At 65.7% G+C, this 26,175-nt stretch carries 19 protein-coding genes; 10 read left to right on the top strand and 9 right to left on the bottom strand.

The features are described from left to right. Positions 1 to 119: 119 nt before the first annotated feature. Complete coding sequence (locus QW887_RS24310) at positions 120 to 1,046, top strand: efflux RND transporter periplasmic adaptor subunit (RefSeq protein ID WP_316195146.1); 927 nt, start codon at positions 120 to 122, stop codon at positions 1,044 to 1,046. Continuing rightward, a complete protein-coding gene (locus tag QW887_RS24305) occupies positions 1,046 to 4,198 on the top strand; it encodes an efflux RND transporter permease subunit (protein WP_316195145.1) in 3,153 nt (1,050 codons plus the stop codon). The genes QW887_RS24310 and QW887_RS24305 overlap by 1 nt, the downstream gene beginning before the upstream one ends. A gap of 24 nt (positions 4,199 to 4,222) precedes the next feature. Here the strand turns inward: QW887_RS24305 and QW887_RS24300 are convergent, their stop codons facing one another. After that, a complete protein-coding gene (locus tag QW887_RS24300; RefSeq protein ID WP_316195144.1) occupies positions 4,223 to 5,857 on the bottom strand; it encodes a glycosyltransferase family 39 protein in 1,635 nt (544 codons plus the stop codon). Positions 5,858 to 6,123: 266 nt separating this feature from the next. Beyond that, positions 6,124 to 6,798: a Crp/Fnr family transcriptional regulator gene (locus tag QW887_RS24295; protein ID WP_315717001.1), complete on the bottom strand. Its 675-nt coding sequence runs from the start codon at positions 6,796 to 6,798 to the stop codon at positions 6,124 to 6,126. A 212-nt stretch (positions 6,799 to 7,010) separates the two neighbouring features. On the opposite strand from QW887_RS24295, the gene QW887_RS24290 reads away from it, so the two are divergent. Then, entirely contained in the window at positions 7,011 to 9,092 is a 2,082-nt protein-coding gene (locus QW887_RS24290; RefSeq protein WP_316165710.1) for an AsmA family protein, read from the top strand. A 259-nt stretch (positions 9,093 to 9,351) separates the two neighbouring features. Beyond that, positions 9,352 to 11,805, top strand: a complete 2,454-nt coding sequence (locus QW887_RS24285) for an adenylate/guanylate cyclase domain-containing protein (RefSeq protein WP_316195142.1) — start codon at positions 9,352 to 9,354, stop codon at positions 11,803 to 11,805. Between the two features lie 135 nt (positions 11,806 to 11,940). Here QW887_RS24285 and QW887_RS24280 read toward each other — a convergent pair whose 3' ends face one another. Beyond that, positions 11,941 to 12,498 (bottom strand): MarR family transcriptional regulator, encoded by a 558-nt coding sequence (locus QW887_RS24280; RefSeq protein WP_316195140.1) that lies wholly within the window; start codon positions 12,496 to 12,498, stop codon positions 11,941 to 11,943. Between the two features lie 165 nt (positions 12,499 to 12,663). Here QW887_RS24280 and QW887_RS24275 point away from each other — a divergent pair, with 165 nt between their 5' ends. From QW887_RS24275 to fahA, 5 genes are all read left to right on the top strand, one after another. Further along, on the top strand, positions 12,664 to 14,298 hold the full coding sequence (locus QW887_RS24275; RefSeq protein ID WP_316195138.1) for an FAD-dependent oxidoreductase: 1,635 nt from the start codon (positions 12,664 to 12,666) through the stop codon (positions 14,296 to 14,298). Between the two features lie 13 nt (positions 14,299 to 14,311). Then, on the top strand, positions 14,312 to 14,539 hold the full coding sequence (locus QW887_RS24270) for a DUF2783 domain-containing protein (protein ID WP_315750764.1): 228 nt from the start codon (positions 14,312 to 14,314) through the stop codon (positions 14,537 to 14,539). Between the two features lie 27 nt (positions 14,540 to 14,566). Next, a complete protein-coding gene (locus tag QW887_RS24265) occupies positions 14,567 to 15,523 on the top strand; it encodes an MBL fold metallo-hydrolase (RefSeq protein ID WP_315750766.1) in 957 nt (318 codons plus the stop codon). Beyond that, on the top strand, positions 15,523 to 16,869 hold the full coding sequence (hmgA, locus tag QW887_RS24260) for a homogentisate 1,2-dioxygenase (RefSeq protein WP_316195136.1): 1,347 nt from the start codon (positions 15,523 to 15,525) through the stop codon (positions 16,867 to 16,869). The genes QW887_RS24265 and hmgA overlap by 1 nt, the downstream gene beginning before the upstream one ends. A 198-nt stretch (positions 16,870 to 17,067) precedes the next feature. Beyond that, on the top strand, positions 17,068 to 18,342 hold the full coding sequence (gene fahA / locus QW887_RS24255; protein WP_316195134.1) for a fumarylacetoacetase: 1,275 nt from the start codon (positions 17,068 to 17,070) through the stop codon (positions 18,340 to 18,342). 178 nt (positions 18,343 to 18,520) lie between these two features. Here the strand turns inward: fahA and QW887_RS24250 are convergent, their stop codons facing one another. Together QW887_RS24250 and QW887_RS24245 are read right to left on the bottom strand one after the other, a co-directional pair. After that, a complete protein-coding gene (locus tag QW887_RS24250; RefSeq protein ID WP_315717011.1) occupies positions 18,521 to 18,832 on the bottom strand; it encodes a DUF1272 domain-containing protein in 312 nt (103 codons plus the stop codon). Positions 18,833 to 18,924: 92 nt separating this feature from the next. Next, on the bottom strand, positions 18,925 to 19,404 hold the full coding sequence (locus QW887_RS24245) for an Lrp/AsnC family transcriptional regulator (protein WP_315717012.1): 480 nt from the start codon (positions 19,402 to 19,404) through the stop codon (positions 18,925 to 18,927). Between the two features lie 122 nt (positions 19,405 to 19,526). On the opposite strand from QW887_RS24245, the gene hppD reads away from it, so the two are divergent. Then, positions 19,527 to 20,645, top strand: a complete 1,119-nt coding sequence (gene hppD, locus QW887_RS24240) for a 4-hydroxyphenylpyruvate dioxygenase (RefSeq protein ID WP_315717013.1) — start codon at positions 19,527 to 19,529, stop codon at positions 20,643 to 20,645. A 367-nt stretch (positions 20,646 to 21,012) separates the two neighbouring features. Here the strand turns inward: hppD and QW887_RS24235 are convergent, their stop codons facing one another. The 4 genes from QW887_RS24235 to QW887_RS24220 all read right to left on the bottom strand — a co-directional run bounded on the left by QW887_RS24235 (position 21,013) and on the right by QW887_RS24220 (position 26,158). Beyond that, positions 21,013 to 22,125, bottom strand: coding sequence for a CaiB/BaiF CoA-transferase family protein (locus tag QW887_RS24235; RefSeq protein ID WP_316195132.1), 1,113 nt, complete (start codon positions 22,123 to 22,125; stop codon positions 21,013 to 21,015). Positions 22,126 to 22,408: 283 nt separating this feature from the next. After that, positions 22,409 to 23,209, bottom strand: a complete 801-nt coding sequence (locus tag QW887_RS24230) for a xanthine dehydrogenase family protein subunit M (RefSeq protein WP_316165695.1) — start codon at positions 23,207 to 23,209, stop codon at positions 22,409 to 22,411. Positions 23,210 to 23,227: 18 nt separating this feature from the next. Further along, positions 23,228 to 25,573, bottom strand: coding sequence for a xanthine dehydrogenase family protein molybdopterin-binding subunit (locus tag QW887_RS24225; RefSeq protein ID WP_315717017.1), 2,346 nt, complete (start codon positions 25,571 to 25,573; stop codon positions 23,228 to 23,230). A 99-nt stretch (positions 25,574 to 25,672) separates the two neighbouring features. Beyond that, complete coding sequence (locus QW887_RS24220; RefSeq protein WP_315717018.1) at positions 25,673 to 26,158, bottom strand: (2Fe-2S)-binding protein; 486 nt, start codon at positions 26,156 to 26,158, stop codon at positions 25,673 to 25,675. Between the last annotated feature and the right edge of the window lie 17 nt (positions 26,159 to 26,175).

Below are 26,175 nucleotides of genomic sequence, written 5' to 3'. Positions count from 1 at the left end.
GATCGAGGTGGCCGGATGCGTCCCGCAGGATTGCGGGGCGCATCGCCTTGTCGGAGCGCGCCGTGCCAAATTCGCAGCATCCATAACCCGCATCTCGCGCCGACCGGATCCCCCTGCCGATGAAGCTGCCAAAATCCCTCAAGTCCGCGGCCAGTGCGGTCGTCTTCGTGGCCCTGTTCGCCGGCTATTACTGGTATGAGCATCGTCCCCATCACACCGCCGAGGAGCCGCCGATGCAGGCCCAGGTGCTGGTGACCAAGGCGGTGAAGGCCTGCTTCTCAGATCTCGTGCGCGTCACCGGCTTCGTCCTGGCCCGCCGCGAGGCGGTGGTCGGCGCCGATCAGGAAGGCTCGCGGGTCATCGACGTTCTGGTCAAGGAGGGCGACACCGTTACCGAGAACCAGGAGCTGGCGCGCCTGACGCCGTCACCGCCGCAGCCGGGAGCGCCGGCGGCGGCCGCGAACCGGCCCGTGTCGCTGCGTGCGCCGGCCGCAGGACTCGTCACCGAGGTCCGCACGATCGCCGGTGCGCCGGCCTCGCCGCAGGCCGGTCCGATGTTCCGCATCGCCGTGAACAACGAGCTGGAGCTCGACGCCGAAGTTCCGAGCGTTCATCTCCTGAAGCTCGGCACGGGCGCGCCGGTGCGCATCACTCGCGACAACCTACCCGACATTGTCGGCCGCCTGCGCGTGGTGGCGCCGCAGGTCGACCGGACCACGCAGCTGGGCCATGTGCGCATCGCGCTGACCAGCAATCCGTCGCTCAAGCCCGGCATGTTCGCGCGCGCCAATATCGATGCCCGGCGGAGCTGCGGCGTCGCCGTGCCCAATACGGCGATCGATCATCTCACCATCCAGGTCGTGAAGGGCAACACGATCGAGACCCGCCGGGTGCGGGTCGGCCTGGTGTCGGATACGGCGAGCGAGATCCTCGACGGGCTGACAGAGGGAGAAATCGTGGTGGCCGACGCCGGCAGCTCGCTGCACGATGGCGACCAGATCAAGACCATGTTTGCCGAAGACATCGATCGCACGCGGGTACGCTGATGGCACTGAACATTTCGGCATGGTCGATCAGGAACCCGCTGCCGTCGATCCTCTTCTCCATCATCCTGCTGATCCTGGGCTGGATGAGCTTCACCAAGCTCGCGGTCACCCGGCTGCCGAACGCCGACATTCCGGTGATCTCGGTCGCGGTGGCGCAGTTCGGCGCGGCGCCGTCGGAGCTTGAATCCCAGGTCACCAAGATCATCGAGGACGGCGTCTCCGGCGTCGAGGGCGCGCGCCACATCCAGTCGCTGATCACCGACGGCCTGTCGGTGACGACGATTACGTTCGCGCTCGAGACCAACACCGATCGCGCCATCAACGACGTCAAGGACGCCGTCACCCGGGTTCGTTCCGACCTGCCGCAGAACGTCACCGAGCCGCTGATCTCGCGCGTCGACAAGATCGGCCTGCCGATCGTCACCTATGCGGCGATCTCACCGGGCAAGACCCCGGAGCAGCTGTCGTTCTTCGTCGACGACGTCGTCAAGCGCGAGCTGCAGGGCGTGCGCGGCGTCAGCCAGGTCGAGCGCATCGGCGGCGTCGAGCGCGAGATTCTGGTCTCGCTCGATCCCGACCGGCTGCAGGCCATGGGTCTCACCGCCGTCAATGTCAGCCAGAGTCTGCGCGGCACCAATGTGGACGTCGCCGGCGGCCGCGCCGAGATCGGCAAGAACGACCAGGCGATCCGCACGCTTGCCGGCGCCAAGACGCTGAACGAGCTGTCCAACACGATGATTCCCTTGTTCGGCGGCGGCGAGGTCCGGCTCGCCGATCTCGGGACGGTCACCGACACGATTGCCGATCGGCGAACCTTTGCGCGCTTCAACGGCGAGCCGGTGGTCGCGCTCGGCATCAAGCGCGCCAAGGGCGCCAGCGACGTGGTCGTCGCCGCCGCGGTCCAGAAGCGCATCGACCAGGTCAGGGCCGCCCATCCCGACGTCGAGCTGAAGCTGATCGATACGTCGGTCGATTTCACCAAGGGCAATTACGAAGCGGCGATCTCGACCCTGTTCGAGGGCGCGATCCTGGCCGTCATCATCGTGCTCTTGTTCCTGCGCGACTTCAGGGCCACGGTGATCGCGGCGATCTCGCTGCCGCTGTCGATCTTTCCGGCCTTCTGGGCGATGGATATTCTCGGCTTCTCGCTGAACATGGTGTCGTTCCTGGCGATCACGTTGTCGACCGGTATTCTCGTCGACGACGCCATCGTCGAGATCGAGAACATCGTGCGCCACATGCGGATGGGGAAGTCGCCCTATCGCGCGGCGCTCGATGCCGCCGACGAGATCGGGCTCGCGGTCATCGCGATCAGCCTCACCATCATCGCGATCTTTGCGCCGGCGAGCTTCATGTCCGGCATCGCCGGACAGTTCTTCAAGCAGTTCGGCATCACCGTCTCGGTGCAGGTGTTCTTCTCGCTGCTGGCGGCGCGCTTCGTCACGCCGATGCTGGCGGCCTACTTCCTCAAGGACCACAAGCACGACGATCCGCCGCCGGGGTTCATCCTGCGTGCCTATCAGCGCATCGTGACCTGGTCGGTAAAGCACTACTTCGTCACGGTGCTGCTCGGCATCGGGATCTTCGCTGCCTCGATCTGGAGCACGACGCTGCTGTCGCAAGGGTTCTTGCCGGCGCAGGACGCGGCGCGATCGCTGCTCGCGATCGAGCTGCCGCCAGGCGCGCAGCTCGCCTACACCGAGAAGGTCACCGAGGACATCGTCGCGCGCCTGCGCAAGCGGCCCGAGGTCCGCAGCGTGTTCGTCGACGGCGGCCGGCTTCAGGGCGCGATGGAGGTTCGTCGCGCCGGAATGATCGTCAACTACACGCCGAAGACCGAGCGCAAGATCACCCAGAAAGAGCTCGAGCTCGAGATCACCAAGGATCTCGAAACCATTCCGGACATCCGTTTCTGGTTCACAGACGAAAATGGTCTGCGCCCGATCAAGCTGGTGCTGACGGGCTCGGATCCCAAGCTGGTCGACAACGTTGCGAGCGAGCTCGCCTCGCAGATGAAGCGGATTCCGATCATCTCCAACGTGGTGTCGGACACTTCGCTCGACCGGCCGGAGTTGCGGGTGCAGCCGCGCGCGGATCTGGCGGCACGTCTGGGCGTGTCGACCGAAAGCCTGTCGCAGACGATCCGCGTCGCCACGATCGGAGATGTTGGACCTGCGCTGGCGAAGTATGACGCCGGCGGCCGGCTGGTCCCGATCCGGGTGCAACTCGAGGACGCGGCGCGCAGCGACGTGAAGATCCTCGAACAGTTGCGGGTGCCGCTCGGCCAGTACGGCGAAAAGGGCGGCGTGCCGCTGGCCGTCGTCGCCGACATCAAGCTCGACCAGGGCCCGACCAGCATCAGCCGCTACGATCGCGGGCGGCAGGCCACCGTCGCCGCCGACCTCGTCGGACTTGCGGCGCTCGGCGACGCAACCAAGCAGATCGACGAGCTGCCGGTCAGAAAGAGCATGCCGGCCAGCGTCAAGCTGATCCCGTCCGATGATGCCGAGAGCCTGAACGAGCTGGCGTCGGGCTTCATCACGGCGATCACGGCGGGCCTGATGATCGTCTACGCCGTGCTGGTGCTGCTGTTCGGCACCTTCCTGCAGCCGATCACGATCCTGTTCTCGCTGCCGTTGTCGATCGGCGGTGCGATCGCCGCGCTGATGCTGACGGGCAAGCAGCTCACCATCCCCGTCTATATCGGCATGATGATGCTCATGGGCATCGTCACCAAGAACGCGATCATGCTGGTCGAGTTCGCGGTCGAGGCGATCCATGCCGGCGTCAGGCGTGACGAGGCGATCATCGATGCCGGCATGAAGCGGGCCCGTCCGATCGTGATGACCACGATCGCGATGGTCGCCGGCATGATGCCGAGCGCGCTCGCGGTCGGTGCCGGCGGCGAATTCCGCTCGCCGATGGCGCTCGCGGTGATCGGCGGGCTGGTGTTCTCGACCGTGCTGTCGCTGTTGTTCGTGCCGGCGATGTTCCTGGTGATGGACGATGTCGGCGCGTTGTTCGCCCGCCTTGGCCGCAAGCTGATCGTCTCTTCCGGCGATGCCGCCGACGAGGCCCAGTCCGGCCATGGGCCGGAGGCGGCGCATCAGCCAAAGCCGCCGCCGTCGGCGATGTCGCCGGCTGCGGAATGAGATGACGTGCCGGAACGAGCTGTTTCAGTTCGCGGTCGAGGGCATGCGGCGGCGTGCGCTGAGATCGAGACCCCCGCTCGGGGCGCCGTCGACTGGCGCGGCGGTCTCAGGCGGCACGATCAGGGCAACGAAGCCCTGGCTGGCGCCTTCCAGGCCGAACAGCTTGGTCCGGAGCGTGAAATCGGCCCGCACCGAACGCCGCGCCTGCGCCGCCGCGGCTTGCATGCCGGAGATGCAGGAGATGTCGGTGTCGTAGCACAGCGCCGCCCAGCCCTGCGCAGTCAGCGCTTCGGACGGAGGTTGCAGCTCATGCGGGTGCACCAGCGCCATTTCATAGTGCGGATGGTCGGGACTGTAGAACGCTGCGGCAAAGGCGAGGCCGTCATCGCCGCCGACGGAGACAAGGGCGCCGTTCGATGCCGTCTGCCACAGGCGGTCCAGCTCGGTCACGGCCGGCTCGTAGAAGTTGCGACCCTCGTTCAACGGAACGTAGTTCCGGTACAATGCATGGAGGGGCGCTACGACGGTGGCCGCGAATGCGGCGATTGCGATCGTCGCAGCGGCGAGATTGATCGTGATGTCGCGGGGGGCGTGATAGCTCGCGCCACACACGATCACGATGACGAACAGGAAGACGCCCTGCAGGCCCCACAGCGGCGGCATGTCGGTGCCGAACACGATCGAGACCAGTGCGGGGAACACCACGGTCCCGATGCTGATCATCGCCAGCAGCCGGAGTCCGGAGTCGAGGCTGAGCGCATCGTTCAGCACGCGGGTGGGGCGAGGCCGCGTCATGGCGAGCCATATGAGGCCGGGGATACCGGCGATGCCGGCCATCGCCAACAGGAAGCCGCTGCCCTCGACCAGGGCGGCCACGGCGGTCTTGCCGACGTGATGCTCGATTGCATGCGAGAACGGCTGGGCGCCGGTCGTGGCCAGCCAATAGATATGAGGCGCCAGCGCGACCAGGCCGGACAGCGCCGCGATCCACGGCGCGGGCGAGGTGAAATAGGCCCGACGCTCGCCGTGGCACAACGCTGCGACCGCAAAGCTCGCGATCAGGAAGACCGAGTAGTACTTGCCGAGCATCGCGAGCGCCCCGGTCAGGCCGACCGCGATGGCCCAGCCGACGTGACGCGTCTCGAACGAGCGCAGGAAACACCAGGTCGCCAGCGGCCAGCTCGACAGCAGCACGGCGTTGGCGTTGAAGCGCTGCGCATGCAGTTGATAGACCGGCAGCAGCATGAGCAACAGCAGCACGACCAGCCGCTTGTCACCGCGCGCGAAACGCCGGGTGATGAGGTCGACGGCGAAGAGGCCGACGGCTGCGTTGGTCAGCGCCAGCAGGTTGAACGACCAGTTGGTCAGCGGAAACACGGTGGTCCAGGCCCACGCCGCCCAGCCCATCAGCGGCGGATGCTTGGTCGAACCCCAGTCGAAGCTGCGTCCAAGCGACCAGGTCTCGATCACGTCCTGGTGGAGATCGCCCCCGAGATAGGCGATCGAGAAATACACCATCCAGACCGCGACGAACCCGACGATCAAGGCCGGAACGGCCCAGCCGTCCTCCACGGCGTCGATCCAGACCGCGAGAGCTCTGCGCCAACGGCCAACAGAACCACTGGCCTCGATGGCGATTGCCGGCAACGCAAGACTCATGACGTCACTTCCAACCACGCTTGCCTGGCGCGCAAAGCTCCACCCCGCGCGCCGCCGCGCGCGAGCAAATGGAACTCTCCGCTGCCGGATTGAACCCTGTTAGAATTGTTAAAAAGAGTTCATGTCGCAAATTGTGAGGCGTGGTGGCCCAATTGCGATCATGTTTGGCCGATGCTGATACGAAACGATGCATGGCGGGCGGTTCCCGCCATGGACCGGACCCGCAATCGACAAATTTGCGGTGAGCACGCTGCGCGCTCGGCCAATTAGTCGTTGCGTGCGATCGTGTTCAGCTTGGTCAGGTCATGCAGAAGGATGCGGCCGCGTTGCAGATCCAGGATCTTGTCCTTGCGCCAGGCCTGCAACTGGCGGTTCACGCTTTCACGCGCCGCGCCGACGAAGACGCCAAGCTGTTCCTGCGAGATATGAACCTCGGAGCCGAAATCCTCCGCCAAGGCGCACAGCCGGCGTGCCAGCCGGACCGGCAGCGGCTGCAGCACCGATTCCTCCATTCGCTCGCTCTGCCAGCGGATGCGCTGGCACAGCAGCTGAATGATCCTGATCGCCACCTTGGGCTCGCGTTCCAGGAAGCTGAGGAAATCCTCGCGGCGAAGCACGAACAGCTCGGTCGCTTCACCGGCGGTGGCGTCGGCCGTGCGCTCCTGCCCGTCGAGCACGGCGACCTCGCCGAACAGATCGCCGGGCCCCATGAAGTTGAGCGTCAGCCGGCTGCCGTCGGTGGCACCGGTCTCGATGCGAATCTGGCCGCGCCGCACCCCAAACAGGGCATTGCCGGGGTCGCCCTTCTGGAACAGCACCTCGCCCGACGACAGATGCTGGGTGTGGCAGAGGCTCGAGATTCGCTGCAGCTCGTCCGCGCCGAGGTCGGCGAACATCGGGTTCATCTTCAGAATGACCGCAAATTCGGCCTGCTTGCTCATCACTATACCTTCGGCAACGGTTCAAAGCCTCAGTTACAGAACCCCCCCGGGCGGAAGTGTGTCATAAGTCACATAATGACGCACGGGCTTCCGACTATTTTGGTCGCGCTGGGAGCGGTCTTCGTTCCGAGAAAATTTCGGATTGAACCGGGTCGGCATTGCCGCACGCTAACCCGTGGAGACCGCTCGCGCCTCGCGCTTGGGACATCGACATGAAGGCATTGAAGATCGCAGGCGGTTTGATTGGCGCCGTCATCGTCGTGCTGGCTCTGGCGCTGGCTTTTGGACTTCCGGCGAGCTTCCTCACGGTGGCCATCCAGGACCGCGTCGAGCGTGACACCGGCTATCGCCTGAGCATCGCCGGCTCGGCGAGCGTCAGCCTGTGGCCGTCGCTGCATGCGACCCTGACGGACATCACCCTGCAGGATCCGAAGGAGCGTGACGGCAACAATCGGCTGACGATCGGCAAGCTGCAGGCCGACGTGGCGCTGTCGAGCCTGTGGTCCGGCCGGCCCGACATCGGCGAGATCATCATCGACAAGCCCACACTTTATCTGCCGTTGCTGCGCGAACGGCTGCGGGACAATGCGCCGCGCAGCCGTGCCTCGGCGAAGCCGGAAGCGGCGCTTGCGGCCCGGATCGAACGGGTCACCGTCAGGGACGGCGCCGTCGTCCTCTCCAACCCGCGCGACCGCGTCGAGAATCGGCTCGAGGGCATCGGCGCGACGGCGTCTCTGTCCGATGGCAAGGTCAAGATCACGGGTACGGCCCGGGCCGGCGACCGTCCGGTGACCTTCGACCTCACAGCGGCCGCGCCCGCGCTGCCTATTGAGCGCCAGACGCTGCCGGTCGATTTCAAGATCGACATGGCTTCTGCATTCCGCGGGAGTCTTGCCGGCCGCGCCGACGTTCGGCTGAATGGCCCGGTGGTGATGATCAACGGCCTCAGCGGCACGCTTGGCGACGGCGATTTCAACGGCTGGGCCTCGGTCGATCTGGCGAGCAAGCCGCTGGTGAAGGTCGATCTCGACGTTCGCCGGCTCGACTTGGGAGCGCCTGCCGCGCAGGGCTCTGCCGGCGCGTCGGGATGGAGCACGGCGGCAATCGACTTGCGGGGTCTGAACTACGTCGACGCGCGCGTGAAGCTGTCGGCGACGGATGTCGTTCTCTCCGGGACTCGCCTCGGGCCGCTCGATCTCGAAGCCTCGCTGGCCGGCGGCCTGCTGAAGGCGACCGTCGCCAATCTCGGCGCCTATGAGGGGCAGGCCAGTGGCGAGGTCGTGATCGACGCCTCCACGGGCAATCCGGCCTATGCGATGCACTGTGATCTCGTCGGCATCCGGGCGCTGCCGCTGCTCTCGAGCGTCGCCGGATTCGACAAGCTCGATGCGCGGATGCAGGGCAAGCTGGCCTTGCGCTCCAGCGGCGCCAGCCAGCAGGCTCTCATGAGCAACCTGAGCGGCTCGGCGTTCCTGCTGTTCCAGGACGGCGCGATCCGCGGCATCAACGTTGCGCAGATGATCCGCTCACTGACGTCCAATCCGCTGTCGGGATGGCAGGATTCGAAGGAACTGACGACCGATCTCACGCAGCTCTCGGCCTCGTTTCAGGTCGAGCGCGGGCAGGCCGCCACCAGTGACCTCAACCTGGTCGGACCGCTGGTCAAAGTCACCGGTACGGGGACGATCGATCTGGGCAATCGGGCGCTGGCGATGCGGGTCGAGCCGAAGCTCGTGATGACGACCGAGGGGCAGGGCCGCACCTCGGAGCCGATAGGTCTCGGGATTCCCGTCGTCATCGACGGCCCCTGGAGTCAGCCGCGCTTCTACCCCGACATGGCCGGCATCCTCGACAATCCGGATGCTGCCTACGCCAGGCTCAAGCAGATGGGCCAGGGCCTGTTCGGCAAGGACGGGGTCGGGCTGAACAATTTGATCAACGGCATCGGCGGCCTCATCGGAAATTCTGCGCCCACCGGTGCTGCTGGTCCGAACGGCGCGCCGTCAACGGCAGCCCCGAATGCACAGGCCCCGGCGGCTGGCCAATCCGACCTGCTCGGCGGCGATCTCGGATCGGCGATCGGCAATCTGATTCAGCAAGGACTGCAGGCCGCGCAGCCGCCAGCCAAGAGCCGCGGCCGTACGCTGGTTGCGCCTCAGGACGGCGCTGTTTCTCGGCCTCCGGGCGACGACGGCCGGGGCGCGGCGGAGGCAGCTCCCGCCGAGCCCTTGCAGGAGGGTGTGCAGGACAGCCAGCCGATGAACGACGTTCTGAAGCGCATCTTCAATAGGTAATATATAGCCGCGATCGACCGAGCCTGCGGAGAATCTCCTCGAGCGGTGCATGCGATTCAGGGCCAGCCGAGCAATAACGAGTTGGCGCGGGGCGCCGGCATGGTCGCCGCTGTGCATGCCATTCTGTGCTAAACGGGTGCCGGCGACGGGCCGTCTCGCACCCGAGCGGTCCTGCCTCCAAAGTGTTGCTGCCGCGAGGACGGCAGCGGACGCGCTTGTCCGAGGCTGACCTCGGTGATGACGCGCGTGAGGGGTCCGGATGAACGAGGTCGAGAACAGAGGCTGGTCGTTGCGGCAGGGCCTGTTCGCCAAATACGTCGTGTCGCTGGTCGGGCTCGTCGTGTTCGTCCTGGCCGTGAATGGCGCGACCGAAACCTGGATCAGCTATCAGTCCACCAAGGCGAGCCTGACCGCCGCCATGGCCGAAAAGGCCGACGCCAGCGCCCGGCGGATCGATCAGGCGCTCTCGGATCTGCAGCGACAGATCAGCTGGGTGACGCGGGCGAGCGCCAATACGCTGGAGCTCCGCCGCGCCGACTATGTACAACTGCTGAGTCAGGCGCCGGCTGTGCGGCAGCTGTATCAGCTCGACGGCCAGGGCCGGGAACAGCTCCGCGTGTCGCGCACCTCGATCTCGTTTGCCTCGGGCAACGACTTGTCACGCGATCTGCGCTTCACCGACACCGTCACACACGGAAGCAATTTCTCCGCCGTGACCTTCAAGGGCGCGCAGCCGATGATGTCGATCTCGGTCGCGCATTCCGGCTTCAATGCCGGGGTGACTGTGGCCGACATCGACCTCGACTTTCTCGAAGACTTCATGACCGAGGCGCAGATCGGCAAGGTCGGCACCGCCTACGTGGTCGATCCGCGGGGCCAGGTGTTGGCGAGCTCGGCGAGGGGACCGGCGGTCGGTCAGGACCTCTCCAAGCTGCCGCAGGTCGCGGCGGTGCTCACGCCGGATGGCGAGCCGCTGGCCTCCGGCACCGACGGCGAGGGGCACGCGGTGCTCTCGGCGGCCGCGACGCTGCCCAAGCTCGGCTGGGCCGTGTTCTTCGAGCAGTCCACGGCTCACGCGCTGGCGCCGATCCGCGATCAGCTGTTGCGCGGTGCGCTGTTGATCGCGCTCGGCCTTGCGGTTGCGATCCTCGCGGGCTCGGTGCTGGCGCGACGCATGCTCGTCCCGATCACCGCGTTGCGCGCCGGCGCGCGCAAGCTCGGCGCCGGCGATTTCGCCCAGCGCATCGAGGTGAGGACGCATGACGAACTGGAGGAGCTCGCCGATCAGTTCAACAGCATGGCCGGCCAGCTCGCGCAGTCCTATGCCGTGCTGGAAGCCAAGGTCGAGGAACGCACGCGCGACCTGGCCCAGTCGATCAATGAGCTGAAGGTGCTCGAGGAGGTTGGCCGCGCGGTGGCCTCCTCGCTCGATCTCAATGCGGTGCTGCCGACGGTGGCGGCCCGGGCGCTGGAGATCACCAAGACCGACGCCGTGCTGATCTATTCCTATGAGGCCGCCGAACGCCGCTTCAGGCTGGTGGAGGCCAAGGGCGTCGACCGGGACGGCCCGCACAATGTGCTGGACGAGCGGACGAGCCTGCTCTCCGACTCCGTGCGCAGCGGCGAGCCGATCGCGATCGCCGAGCTGGAAAACGCGCCCGATCACCCGCTGCGCGACGTCGCGGTTGCCGCCGGCTTTCACGCCGTGCTGTTCACGCCGCTGGTCGATCAGCAGGGCGTGCTCGGCGCGCTCGTGGTGCTCCGCCGGTCGGCCGGTACGTTCCCGCCGAACCTGATCGGACTGATGCGAACGTTCGCCAACCAGGCCGTGCTGGCGATGCGCAACGCACGACTGTTCACCGAGGTCGATCAGAAGGGCCGCGAGCTGGCGCTGACCCACGCGACGGTGCAGCAGCAGGCCGAAAAGCTCACCGAGCAGACCGAGCAGCTGCGCGAATGGAACAAGTCGCTCGAGGAGCGCGTCGAGAAGCAACTGGCGGAGATCGAGCGGATCAGGCGGCTGGAGCGCTTCCTGGCGCCGCAGGTGGCGCAGATCATCGCGTCGTCGGACGGCCATGATGCGCTGCTGGAAAGCCACCGCCGCGAGGTCACGGTGGTGTTCTGCGATCTGCGCGGCTTCACAGCGTTTACCGAGACGACCGAGCCCGAAGAGGCGATGAACGTGCTGCGCGAATATCACGCCGCGCTCGGCAAGCTGATCTTCAAATATGAGGGCACGCTCGATCGCTATGCCGGCGACGGCGTGATGATCCTGTTCAATGCGCCGATCCCGTTCGAGGATCACACCATGCGCGCGGTGAAGATGGCGCTCGAAATGCGCGACGAGATCGGCCAATTGACGGAGCGCTGGAAAAATCGCGGTCACAGCCTGGGATTCGGCGTCGGCATCGCACTGGGATATGCGACGCTCGGCCAGGTCGGCTTCGAGCACCGGCTCGAATACGCCGCGATCGGCAGCGTCACCAATCTCGCCTCGCGGCTGTGCGACGAGGCCAAGGCAGGCCAAGTGATCGTGTCGCGCCGGGTGTTCGGCGTCGTCGAACAGTCGGTCGATGCCAGGCCGATCGATGACCTGCATCTCAAGGGCTTCAATCACCCGGTGCTGGCGATGGAGATCCTGCGCTGGCGGGGGGAGGGCGCCGACGTGGTCGAAGTCGAGGAGCGGCGGCGATCGTCGGCGATCAACAAGTAGGGCGGGCAAAGGCGCGCGACGCCTTGCTCGTCGTCGACGGCAGTCTCGCGCGCGCCCGTGCCCATCGCTGTCATTTGACGAAGGATGGTGGGCATGGGTCGCCTTCGGCGCTTTACCCACCCGACGTAGCTCGGCTCAATAGGCCTGCTTCGCATCGGCCTCCTCGCTGGTCTGGATCAGATCGAGGCTTGCCTCGATCTTGCCGATCAGGCGGTCGAACGTCTTGCGCTCGTCGGCGGACAGGCATGCCATGATTTCGCGCTCGCGCTGCTGCAAACGCGGGATCAGCTCCTCGTACAGCGTCTTGCCCTTACGTGTCAGGCGCAGACGGAACTCGCGGCGATCCTCGGCGTTCTCGACGCGCTCGATCAGCCGCCGCTCCAGCAACGACGTCACGGCCCGGCTGATGGTCGATTTGTGCGTGCGGGTGCACGCTGCGACATATTGCGCGCTGCAGGCCTCGCGGCGGAAGCCGAGCGTCGCCAGCACGCGCCATTCCGGAATGTCGAGCCCGTAGCGCTCCCGATACTCGACGGCGAGCGCCGCGCTGACCTCGGCGGCCAGACGGTTGAGCCGGAATGGCGCGAACTTGAACAGGTCGAGCCGCTCGTCGTCCTGCGGCACTGCGGCATTTCGGTCATCCTCGACCGGCTTCGCCTGCCGCCTGGACGTCGCGGTAGATGGCTTCGCCAAGATCGCGCTCCGATTTTTGAGTTGACGCGGCCGAAGCCGTCGGCTTTAGAATAGTTGCAGGTGAGACTATCTGGCAAGACGGCCAGATGCCTCGCCCGAGGAAATGTCGGTCGCTTCGAAAGTCGTCGCTTCGAAAGTCCAAGAAAACCACAAGGCGAGCAAGCCATGGTGCAGGCCAATCCGGGGCAGGGCGCGAGCCAGGCGAAGGTTCAGTTCGGCTATCATCGGCACGAAGACCAGGATCAGGCCACGCCGGCCGCGCATCCGGTCGTCGTCGTGGGTGCGGGTCCCGTCGGGCTGTCGTTTGCCATCGATCTTGCGCAGCGCGGCCATGCGGTCGTGGTGCTCGATGATGCCGACCGGATCGGCGAGGGCTCGCGCGCGATCTGCTTCTCCAAGCGCTCGCTGGAATATTGGGATCGCCTCGGCGTTGGCGACCGGATGGTCGACAAGGGCGTGGTGTGGAACGTCGGCCGCATCTTTCACGGTCCGTCCGAGCTCTATCAGTTCAACCTGCTGCCGGAGCCCGGGCACAAGCGGCCGGCCTTCATCAACCTGCAGCAGTTCTATGCCGAGGCCTATCTGGTCGATCGCGTCAACGCGCTGCCGGAGATCTCGCTGCGCTGGCGCAACAAGGTCACCGCGCTCGAACAGCGCAACGATCATGTCGTGCTGACGATCGAGACGCCGGACGGCCCCTATCGGCTGTCGGCGCAATATGTGATCGCCTGCGACGGCGCGCGCTCGTCGCTGCGCCAGATGGTCGGCGCGGGTTTTTCCGGCAAGGTGTTCGAGGATCAGTTCCTGATCGCCGACGTCAGGATGACGGCCGAATTCCCCACCGAGCGCTGGTTCTGGTTCGATCCGCCGTTCCATGCCGGGCGCTCGGCGCTGTTGCACCGGCAGCCGGACAATGTCTGGCGCATCGACCTGCAGCTCAGCCGCTATGCCGATCCCAACGTCGAGAAGCAGCCGGAGAATGTGCGGCCCCGGATCGCGCGCATGCTCGGCCATGATCAGTTCGAATTCGAATGGATCTCGCTCTACAAATTCCAGTGCCGGCGCATGGAGCGCTTCATTCATGGTCGCGTCGTCTTCGCTGGCGATTCCGCCCATCAGGTCTCGCCGTTCGGCGCGCGCGGTGCCAATTCGGGGCTCGAGGATGCCGAGAATCTGGCCTGGAAGCTCGATCGCGTGCTGCGCGGAACCTCGCCCGCGACGCTGCTCGAAACCTACCATCTGGAGCGAAGCGCGGCCGCCGACGAAAACATTCGCGAATCCACGCGGGCGACGGATTTCATGGCGCCGAATTCGCACCAGGAAGCGCGGCTGCGCAAGGTGGTGCTCGCGCTCGCCAGGGACACCGAATTCGGCAAGCGCATGGTCAATGGCGGCCGGCTGTCGGTTCCCTCGGTCTACCAGACGCCGTTGTCGACCGAAGACGACGAGGCCTGGCACAGTGGCCCTCGTCCGGGAACATCGATGCCGGATGCGCCCCTCGAGACGGCAGACGGACGGCACCTTCACCTTACCGATGCATTCAATGCTCAGGGCCGGCGCTTCACCCTGCTGTCTTTTGCCAATGGTGAGGCGATCGATGTACCCGACGATGTCGGTGTCGTCAGCATCGGCGGTCCGAATGGACTTGCCGATGGCGAGGGTTTCGCGGGCAAGCGTTACGGGGCCGAACCCGGCACCTCCTATCTGCTGCGTCCGGATGGCTATGTCGCGGCGCGCTTCCGGCACCCGCGCCGCGCCGCGATCGCGGCGGCGGTCGCACGCGCCTCCGGCCTGAACTGAGGAAGCCGCAACGATGACGCTCTCGACCGCTTCCAATTTCGCCAAGCCCGACGATGCCTTCCGCGCCATTGTCGAAGCGCATCGCGGCCTCTCGGACCTCGAAAGCGCCGATCTCGATGCGGCGTTGGTCCTGATCCTCGCCAATCACATCGGTGACATCGGTGTGCTGGGCGAGGCGATCGCGCTGGCGAAACGCAGCATGGCGGATGCCGGCCAACAGCAACAACAGCAGCAGCAATAGGCTGCTGCACACACAAGGAATGAAGTGATGGCGAAGGGTTTCGCATCGACCACGGATCTCGCCGAGAAGAAGGTCACCTTCTCGGAGATCGGCCCGGATCTCTATGCTTTCACGGCGGAGGGCGATCCGAACTCTGCGGTGATCGTCGGCGACGACGGCTGCATCGTGTTCGACGCGCAGGCGACGCCGGCGATGGCCAACAAGGTGATCGAGCGGGTCAAGACCGTCACCGACAAGCCGATCAAATATGTCGTGCTGTCGCACTACCACGCCGTGCGCGTGCTCGGCGCCTCGGCCTATCATGCGCAGGGCATCGTCGCCTCGCAGGAGACGCACCGGCTGATCGTCGAGCGCGGCCAGCAGGATTGGGACTCCGAATACGGCCGTTTCCCGCGCCTGTTCCAGGACGCCGAGAGCATTCCCGGCCTGACCTGGCCGACCCTGACCTTCGAGGGCGAGATGACGATCCATCTCGGCAAGCGCGAGGTGCAACTGATCCAACTCGGCGCGGGCCACACCTCCGGTGACATCGTCGCCTGGGTGCCGGACGCCGAGGTGATGTTCTCCGGCGATCTCATCGAATATCACTCGGCCTGTTATTGCGGCGATGCCTATTTGCGCGAATGGCCGTCGACCTTGAACGAGATCCGCGACTTCAATCCCAAGGCGATCGCGCCGGGCCGCGGCGATGCGCTGAAGGGCGAGGCCACCGTGCGTGAGGCGATCGCGATGACGCGCGACTTCGTCACGTCGCTGTATGGCGCGGCCGAGATGTCGGTCGCCAAGGGGCGCAGCCTGAAGGAGTCGATGGCGGCGACGCGCGAGGTGATGGATCCGAAATTCTCGAGCTTCGCCATCTACGAGCACTGCCTGCCGTTCAACGTGTCGCGCGCCTATGACGAGGCCAGCGGCATCGACGATCCCGTGATCTGGACCGCCGAGCGCGACCGCGAGATGTGGGCCCGCCTGCAAGGAGAAGGATGATGAACGTCAACACATCGCCTGACCAGCTCAACCGCGCCACCGGGCAGGTGACGCCGGGCTACATGTCCGGCTTCGGCAATTCGTTCGAGACCGAGGCGCTGCCCGGCGCACTGCCGATCGGCCGCAACTCGCCGCAGCGCTGCGCCTACGGGCTCTATGCCGAGCAACTCTCGGGTTCGCCGTTCACCGCTCCGCGCGGGTCCAACGAGCGCTCCTGGCTGTATCGCATCCGTCCGTCGGTGAAGCATTCCGGCCGCTTCGCCAAGGTCGATGCCGGGCTGTGGCGCACCGCGCCCTGCCACGAGCAGGAGATCACGGTGCAGCAACTGCGCTGGGATCCGACACCGTTGCCGTCGGGCGATGTGACGTTCCTGCAGGGCGTGCAGACCATGACGACGGCCGGCGACGCCGCGACGCAGGCCGGCATGGCCGCGCATGTCTACGTCATCACCAAGTCGATGGTCGACCAGCATTTCTACAATGCCGACGGCGAGCTGATGTTCGTCCTGCAGCAGGGGCGCCTCAAGTTCGTTACCGAGTTCGGCCGCATCGATGCAGAGCCCGGCGAGATCGTCGTGATCCCGCGCGGCGTCAAGTTCCGGGTCGAGATCCCGGCGGGGCCGGCGCGCGGCTATCTCTGCGAGAATTATGGCGGTGCGTTCACGCTGCCGGAGCGCGGACCGATCGGCGCCAACTGTCTCGCCAATGCCCGCGACTTCCTGACGCCGGTCGCCTCCTACGAGGACAAGGACACCCCGACCGAGCTCTACGTCAAGTGGGGCGGCGCGCTGTTCAAGACCGAGCTCGAACATTCTCCGATCGACGTCGTCGCCTGGCACGGCAACTACGCGCCCTACAAATACGACCTGCGCACCTTCTCGCCGGTCGGCGCCATCGGCTTCGACCATCCCGATCCGTCGATCTTCACCGTGCTGACCTCGCCGTCGGAGACGGCCGGCACCGCCAACATCGACTTCGTGATCTTCCCCGAGCGCTGGATGGTGGCCGACAACACCTTCCGTCCGCCGTGGTATCACATGAACATCATGTCGGAGTTCATGGGGCTGATCTACGGCGTCTACGACGCCAAGCCGCAGGGCTTCGTGCCGGGTGGCATGAGCCTGCACAACTGCATGCTGCCGCACGGGCCGGATCGCGAGGCGTTCGAACACGCCAGCAATGGCGAGTTGAAGCCGGTCAAGCTCACGGGCACCATGGCCTTCATGTTCGAGACGCGCTTTCCCCAGCGCATCACGAAGCATGCGGCGGAGTCCGGCACCTTGCAGCCGGACTATGCCGATTGCTGGAACGGGCTCGAAAAGCGCTTCGATCCGAACCGGCCGTAGCCACGACCTCCGCCGTCATTCCGGGGCGCCGCGCAGCGGCGAGCCCGGAATCCATAACCACGATCGGCCGTGGGGATGCAAAGCTCGGCCACAACCACTGTGCCCCACACATCTGCCCGTTGCTATGGATTCCGGGCTCGCGCTGCGCGCGCCCCGGAATGACGAGCGGAGACATGGTCCGAACTCAGGAAGACAACTGTGCCCCACCCCAACGATCCCTCGCTCCGCTCCTTCATCCCGGTCGATCCGTCTTCCGACTTCCCGATCCAGAACCTGCCTTATGGCGTGTTCTCGGCGCAGGACTCGCCGAAGCCGCGCGTCGGCGTGGCGATCGGCGACGTCGTCCTCGACCTCGCCGTGCTCGAGGACGAAGGCCTGCTCGATCTGGCGCCGGCCTATGAGGTGTTCGCGCAATCCTCGCTGAATGCCTTCATGGCGCTCGGCCCCGCCGTGTGGTCGAAGACGCGGGCTGCGATCAGCGCCCTCTTGCGCCAGGACAATCCGCGGCTGCGCGACGACAAGCCGTTGCGTAGCCGGGCGCTGCTGCCGCGCTCCGACGTTACGCTGCATCTGCCGTTCCATGTCGCCGGCTACACGGATTTCTATTCGTCGAAGGAGCACGCCACCAATGTCGGCGTCATGTTCCGCGGCAAGGACAATGCGCTGCAGCCGAACTGGCTGCACATGCCGATCGGCTATAACGGCCGCGCGTCGACCGTGGTCGTGTCGGGCACCCGAGTGCGTCGGCCGCGCGGACAGCTGAAGCCGCCGGGCGCTGACGTGCCGAGCTTCGGGCCATGCAAGCGGCTCGATTTCGAGCTGGAGATGGGCGTCGTCATCGGCCAGTCCTCGCCGCTCGGCGAGATGCTGACCGAGGCGCAGGCGGAGGCGATGATCTTCGGCTTCGTGCTGCTCAACGACTGGAGCGCGCGCGACATCCAGCAATGGGAATATGTGCCCCTCGGCCCGTTCCAGGCCAAGGCGTTTGCGACGTCGATCAGCCCGTGGGTGGTGACGCGGGAGGCGCTGGAGCCGTTCCGCGTGTCGGGGCCAACGCAGGATCCGACGCCGCTGCCCTACCTGCGGCAGAAGGAGGCGCAGAACTACGATCTCTCCCTCGACGTGGCCTTGCGCGCCTCCGGCAGCAACGCCGCGCAGACCATCGCGCAGACCAATTTCAAGTACATGTACTGGTCGAGCGTGCAGCAGCTGATGCACCATGCCTCGTCCGGCTGCGCCATGAGTGTCGGCGATCTCCTGGGGAGCGGCACCATCTCCGGTCCGGAAAAGCACCAGCGCGGCAGCCTGCTGGAGATCAGTTGGAACGGCACCGAGCCGGTCGAGCTCGCGGGTGGAATCAAGCGCACATTCCTGGAGGATGGCGATTCGTTGGTGATGCGCGGCTGGTGTCAGGGCGAGGGCTATCGCGTCGGCTTCGGCGAGGTGGAAGGGACGATCGTCGTAGCCGAATAGCCGCCATACCCTCCGCAGTCATTCCGGGGCGGCCCGCAGGGCCGAGCCCGGAATCCATAATCACGATCGAGAGTGTGGATGGAGGGCATAGCCACGAATAGCTCGAGCTACACGTTCGCTTGTGAGTATGGATTCCGCGCTCGCGCTACGCGCGCCCCGGAATGACGGGGGGAAGGGCCTAGCGCTCCACCGGCGGCACGTCCTTCACGCCAGCGACGAAGGCAGTTACATCCTCGGCCGAATATTTCAGATGCACGCGCTTGTCCGACGGCACTTGTTTCACCGCGCAGACGCCCGGCCGCCATTCGTGTTCGGGGCGGATCGGCCGCGGCGCGAAGCCGCCACCGCAATTCGGGCAGACGTTGAATAGCTTCGTCTCGACGCAGTTGGCGCAGAAGGTGCATTCATAGGAGCAGATGCGCGCGTCCTGCGCCTGTGGCGGCAGGTCCTTGTCGCAGTACTCGCAGTTGGGACGAAGCTGCAGGGCCATGGTCGTCTCGCCGGGTGATTGAAACAGGTGAGTGTCGCAGAGGTGCCAGCGATGTTGAATGGCGGATTTCCCTCGATTTGCGCCAGGCCGGATCAGCTCGATGGCAGCAACGCCAGCGGCAGCCTGGTGCTCTCCTTGAGACGGTCGAGTACGATCGACGAGCGGACATGCGCCACGCTCTGGTGCGGCATCAGCACGTTGTTGACGATGTCGGACAGGCTCTTGAGATCGCGCAGCACGACCTTGAGCAAATAGTCGGAATCGCCGGTCAGCGCGTAGGCCTCCTGGATGTCGTCGACGCGGTTGACCAGCGCGCGAAACTTCTGCGCATTGTCGGGCGAATGCGTCGCCAGGGTGATCTGGATGAAGGCAATCAGCTCGAAGCCGAGCGCCTGGCTGGCGAGCTGCGCGCGATACCCCGCGATCACGCCGTCCTGCTCCAGCCGCATCCGGCGCCGCGAGCACTGCGAGGCCGACAGGCCGGCGATGTCGGCCAGCTCCTGGTTTGTGAGCCGGCCGTCGTCCTGCAGCGCGGCCAGGATACGGAGATCGAAGCTGTCGACCGAAATCATGCGCCATTTCCTCTGGTCGTGCATGGATCGTGCATATCCAGGCGAAAATGACAATGGTTTGCATGCCCTGTGCGCGGAATTCGGGAGATGATCGGCACATCAAGCTGAAGGAGCTTCCCCCGATGGGTCCATTTCCGCACGATGCGCCTCCTGCCACCATCTCCGCCGACAACCCGATGGGCACGGACGGCTTCGAGTTCGTCGAATATGCGCACCCCGAAGCAAGCGAGCTGCACGCGCTGTTCAAGCTGATGGGCTTCGCCGCGGTCGCGCGCCACAAGACCAAGGCGATCACGCTGTACCGCCAGGGTGACATCAACTACCTCGTCAACGAGGAGCCGGGCAGCCACGGCCACGACTTCGTCGCCGCGCACGGGCCGTGTGCACCGTCGATGGCGTTCCGCGTGGTCGACGCCAACAAGGCTTACGACCGCGCGATCGCGCTCGGTGCCGAGCCGGCCGACCTGCCTGCATCGCAGAAGACCTTGGACGTTCCTGTCATCAAGGGCATCGGCGGCAGCCTGCTGTATCTGGTCGATCGCTACGGCGCCAAGGGCTCGGCCTATGATCTCGAATTCGAGTGGACCGGCGCGCGCGACCCGCGCCCCGTAGGCTCCGGCCTGTACTACATCGATCACCTGACCCACAACGTGCACCGCGGCCGAATGGATGTCTGGGCCGGCTTCTACGAGAAACTGTTCAACTTCCGCCAGATCCGCTTCTTCGACATCGAGGGCCGCGCCTCCGGCCTGTTCTCGCGCGCGCTGACCAGCCCCGACGGCAAGATTCGGATTCCGATCAACGAGGATGCCGGCGATTCCGGGCAGATCGAGGAGTATCTCAAGATCTATTGCGGTGAAGGCATCCAGCACATTGCTTGCGGCGCCCGCGACATCTACGCCACCGTCGAGGGCCTGCGCGCATCAGGCCTGCCGTTCATGCCGTCGCCGCCCGACACCTATTTCGAGCGCATCGAGTCTCGCCTGCCCAAACATGGCGAGGACCTCACCCGCCTGCAGAGAAACGGCATCCTGATCGATGGCGAGGGAGTCGTCGCTGGCGGTCACACCAAGGTGTTGCTGCAGATCTTCTCGGCCAATGCGATCGGGCCGATCTTCTTCGAGTTCATCCAGCGCAAGGGCGACGACGGTTTTGGCGAAGGCAACTTCAAGGCGCTGTTCGAGTCGATCGAGGAAGACCAGATCCGCCGCGGCGTGCTGAAGGTGGAGGCGGCGGAGTAGGCGAAGGAAGCAGGCCGTCATTGCGGGAAGCGGAGCGACGAGCAATCCAGACTTCCGTCTGTCCCTGGAATGCTTGGCTTCGCTGGCAATGACGGCGTGATTGGAGGCAGTTTGCCGCCAAACTCTCAACTGTCGTCCCGGGCCAGCCCGACGGCGCGTAAGCGGCGTTGGGCACCGACTCGGGACCCATACCGCAGGGTGCGTCGATGAGGCACGGCGACAGATAATCGTCGTTTCAGGACGGCCGGTGGTTATGGGTCCCCGCGTTCGCGGGGACGACACTGAGATTGAGGCGACGGCGTAGCCAACTCGTTGACATCGGAACAGTCGAGCAGCGCTCGATCGGCGCTGCTGCAGCGATCGAGCTTTACCGCCCTGCCTGCCAAGCGCTCACCACAGCGCCGATCTCCGTCACCTCCGGCTCGCGGATATTCGACGGCGTCCGCGAGAACCTTGGCGCCGGCGCGGGCTGCGTCACGCCGTGCCGCTCGACGAACACGCCACGCGCGGCCATGTGCGCATGCTTCGGTGCCTCCGACATCGTCAGCACCGGCGCGAAGCAGATGTCGGTGCCCTCCATGATCGCGCACCATTGCTCGCGCGTCTTGCTCTTGAACACCGCGACCAGCTTCTCCTTCAGCGCCGGCCAGGCGCGCGGGTCCATCTGCGCGTCGAAGGCGGGATCGGAGAGGTCGGCATGCTGCCGCAGCAGCGCGTAGAACTGCGGCTCGATCGAGCCGATGGAGATGAAGTTGCCACAGGCGCATTCGTAGACGCCGTAGAAGTGCGCGCCGCCGTCGAGGAAGTTGCGCTCGCGCCCCTCGGTCCAGCGGCCCATCGCGGTGAGGTCGAAGAACATCGCGAGCAGCGAGGCCGCGCCGTCGCACATCGCGGTATCCACCACCTGCCCCTTACCGGACTTCGAGGCTTCGAGCAGTGCGGCAAGCACACCGACGACCAGATAGAGCGCACCGCCGCCGAAATCCCCGACCAGGTTGAGCGGCGGCACCGGCCGCTCCCTGGGTCCGATCGCGGCCAGCGCGCCGGTAATCGAGATGTAGTTGATGTCGTGACCGGCCGCATGCGCCAGCGGTCCGTCCTGGCCCCAGCCCGTCATGCGACCGTAGACGAGCTTCGGATTACGCGCGAGCACGACCTCGGGGCCGAGGCCGAGCCGCTCCATCACGCCGGGCCGGAAACCCTCGATCAGCGCGTCGGCACCGGCGAGCAGATCGAGCACCTGGGGGATGACCCCCTTGTCCTTGAGATCCAGCTCGATCACCTTGCGGCCGCGGCCGGCGACCGACTTCATGGTCTTGCGCGCACCGACGCGATCGAGCGTCACCACCTCCGCGCCCATGTCGGCCAGCAGCATACAGGCGAACGGACCCGGTCCAATGCCGGCGAACTCGACGATGCGGAAGCCCGCGAGCGGTCCGGTGGCGCGGATCTCGGTCTGTGGTGCGGTCTTGTCGAGCACGTTTGTCTTGTCCCTGCGGTGCTTCGGCGCGTGATGAGGTCGATCGGACAAAGATGGTCGCCGTGACCTTCACCCTCCGCCTCCAGGGGAGGGTGGGTGTGCTTGGCTGCTGTCCGCATCAATCAAACATCATCACGCGCGATGCGTTTCCTGATCCTTTGATTGTCCCGCGTGCATCAGGCCAACGCAAGCGCGCTGTATGCCGCAAAGCAAAACGGCGCGCATCGCTGCGCGCCGCATGGAATTTGTCGTGCCGTTGCGCGGAATGATCCGCGTCGTGAGGTCAGCCCGCGGCTTGCACCGCGCGCTGCGCCATCACCTTCACCAGATTGGCACGGTAATCGGCGGAGCCGTGGATGTCGCTCAAGAGGCCTGACGCCGACACCGTGACCCCGTCGATCGCCGAGGCCGACCAGTTCGACTTCAGCGCCGCCTCGATCGCCGGCACGCGCATCACGCCGCTCTGCGAAGCGCCGGTGGCCGCAACGCGGACGTCGCCGCCCTTCGTCTTTGTGACGAACACGCCAGTGAGCGCGAAACGCGACGCCGGGTGGCGCATCTTGGCGTAGCCGGCCTTTTCCGGCACCGGGAACGACACCTGGGTGATGATCTCGCCGTCCTCCAGCGCCGTCGTGAACAGGCCCTTGAAGAAATCATCCGCCGAGATCGACCGCTTGTTCGTCTTCACGGTGGCGCCGAGCGAGATCAGCGCCGCCGGGAAATCCGCCGCCGGATCGTTGTTCGCGATCGAGCCGCCAATCGTGCCGCGGGCGCGCACCGCGGGATCGCCGAGCACCGAGGTGAGATGGGCGATCGCGGGGATCGCCTTCTTCACATCGGCATTGGTCATGATGTCGTAGTAGGTGGTCGCGGCCTTGATGACGAGCGTGTCGCCCGACAACTGCACCCCGATCAGGTCCTTGATCTTGCCGATGTCGATGACATCGGACGGAGCAGCAAGGCGCTGCTTCATCACCGGGATCAAGGTGTGACCGCCGGCAAGGAACTTGGCTTCGCTGCCCTTGGCGAACAGCGCCGCCGCCTCGTCGACCGAGGAGGCACGATGATAAGTCGTCTGATACATGGTTGCTCCTCCGTTCGATCAGGCGTTGCCGTGGATCGCGTGCCAGACGCGGTCCGGCGTCGCCGGCATTTCCAGCTTGTTGTTGCCGATCGCATCCGTGATCGCGTTGATCACGGCGGCGGATGCGCCGATCGCGCCGGCCTCGCCGCAGCCCTTCACGCCGAGCGGATTACCCGGGCACAGGGTCGTGGTGTGGCTCAGCTTGAAGGACGGCACGTCGTCGGCGCGCGGCATCGCGTAGTCCATGAACGATGCCGTCACCGGCTGGCCGTTGCTGTCATAGATTGCGTGCTCGAGCAGCGCCTGGCCAATGCCCTGGACCAGACCGCCATGGACCTGGCCCTCGACGATCATCGGGTTGATCAGCCGGCCGAAATCGTCCGCCGCGACGAAGTTGACGAACGACGTCTTGCCGGTGGCCTCGTCGACCTCGAGCTCGCAGATATAGGTGCCGGCCGGGAAGGTGAAGTTGGTCGGATCGTAGAACGCAGTCTCCTTCAATCCGGGCTCCATGCCGTCCGGCAGGTTGTGCGCGGTGTAGGCAGCGAGCGCGACCATCGGCAGCGCGATCGACTTGTCGGTGCCGGTCACCTTGAACTCGCCGTTCTCGATGACGATGTCGCCTTCCGAGGCCTCCAGCGCATGCGCTGCGATCTTCTTGGCCTTGGCCTCGACCTTCTCCATCGCCTTGAGGATCGCGGTGAGGCCGACTGCGGCCGAGCGCGAGCCGTAGGTGCCCATGCCGAACTGCACCTTGTCGGTGTCGCCATGAACGATCGAGACTTGGCTGATCGGCACGCCCAGGCGCTCGGCGATCAGCTGGCAGAAGGTGGTCTCGTGGCCCTGGCCGTGGCTGTGTGATCCGGTGAGCACCTCGATGGTGCCGACCGGGTTGACGCGGATCTCGGCCGATTCCCACAGACCGACGCCGGCGCCAAGGCTGCCGACTGCCTTTGACGGCGCGATGCCGCAGGCCTCGATGTAGCAGGAGAAGCCGAGGCCGCGCAGCTTGCCCTGCGCCTTGGCGGCCGCCTTGCGCGCCGGGAAGCCGGCGTAGTCGATCGCCTTCATCGCCGCGTCGAGCGAGGCGTTGAAGTCGCCGGTGTCGTAGGCCATGATCACGGGGGTCTGGTGCGGGAACTGGGTGATGAAGTTCTTGCGCCGCAGCTCGGCCGGATCGACCTTGAGCTGACGCGCTGCGGTCTCCATCAGCCGCTCCAGCAGGTAGCTCGCCTCAGGGCGTCCGGCGCCACGATAGGCGTCGACCGGCGTGGTGTTGGTGTAGACGCCCATCACCTCGGCATAGATCGCCGGGATGTTGTACTGGCCCGACAGCAGGGTCGCGTACAGATAGGTCGGCACCGAGGACGAGAACAGCGACATGTAGGCGCCGAAATTGGCGTGGGTCTTGACCCGCAGCCCCAGGATCTTGTTGTCGGCATCGAGCGCCATCTCGGCCTTGGAGATGTGGTCGCGGCCGTGCGCGTCGGTCAGGAACGCCTCGGTGCGATCGCCGGTCCACTTCACCGGACGGCCGACCTTCTTGGAGGCCCACAGCGCCACCATCTCCTCGGGATAGATGAAGATCTTGGAGCCGAAGCCGCCGCCGACGTCGGGCGCGATGACGCGCAGCTTGTGTTCTGGTGCGATGTTGTAGAACGCCGACAGCACCAGGCGAGCGACGTGCGGGTTCTGCGACGTCGTATAGAGCGTGAAATGCTCCTCGGCCGCATCGTACTCGGCGATCGCCGCGCGCGGCTCCATCGCGTTCGGCGCCAGCCGGTTGTTGGTCAATTCCAGGGTGACGACGTTGGCGGCCTTGGCGAAGGCGGCGTTGACCGCCCCCTCGTCGCCAATATGCCAGTCATAGACGACGTTGCCGGGGGCCTCCGGGTGAAGCTGCGGCGCGCCGGGCTTCAGCGCGGAGGGCATGTCGGCGACCGCCGGCAGCTCCTCATATTCGACCACGACGGCCTCGGCGGCGTCGCGGGCGAGGTTCTTGCTCTCGGCGATCACGACCGCCACGGCCTGGCCGACGAATCGCACGGTCTCCGGCGCCATCGCCGGCCATGCGCCCATCCTCATCGGCGAGCCGTCCTTCGAGGTGATGGCCCAGCCGCAGATCAGGTTGCCGACCTTGTCGTCGACGATCTGCCTGCCCGTGAGCACCGCGACCACGCCGGGCATTGCCTCGGCGGCCGAGGAGTCGATGCTCTTGACCTTGGCGTGCGCGTGCGGGCTGCGGATGAAATGGGCAAAGGTCATGCCCAACAGCTTGACGTCGTCGACGTAACGGCCCTTGCCGGTGATGAAACGCTTGTCCTCCTTGCGGACGACGCTGGCGCCAATGCCTTCCATACCCATGCGAATCTCTCCCCTACCGGAGTTCTATTGTCCCGCCGCGGCCATCGCGCGCAGCGGTCGTGGTCTCGGTATTGCGGTAAACGGCGGCTCTCGCCGGCCTCATTCGGCAGCTTGCGCGACCTTCATCCGTCCGGCAGCGTCGAGCACGGCCTTGACGATGTTGTGATAGCCGGTGCAGCGGCAGATGTTGCCTTCCAGCTCCTCGCGCACCGTGCTCTCGTCGAGCTCGCCTCCGTGGCGGTGCACAATGTCGATGGCCGACATGATCATCCCCGGCGTGCAATAACCGCATTGCAGGCCGTGATTGTCGCGGAAGGCCGCCTGCATCGGGTGCAGCTCGTCACCCTTGGCGATGCCTTCGATGGTGGTGACGTTGGCGCCCGCGGCCTGGCCGGCCAGCACAGTGCAGGATTTCACGGCACGGCCGTCGATATGGACGACGCAGGCGCCGCATTGGCTGGTGTCACAGCCGACATGGGTGCCGGTGAGGTTCAGATGATCCCGCAGGAGGTGAACGAGCAGGGTGCGATCCTCGGCCTCGACCGAGACCGCCTTGCCGTTCACCGTCAGTTTGACTGTCGACACGAGTAACCTCCCGATGA

The sequence above is a fragment of the Bradyrhizobium sp. SZCCHNRI3052 genome, assembly GCF_032484895.1.
GTDB lineage: Bacteria > Pseudomonadota > Alphaproteobacteria > Rhizobiales > Xanthobacteraceae > Bradyrhizobium.
Note: the sequence above shows the minus strand (reverse complement) of the source record. Positions and strands in the feature narration are given on the sequence as shown.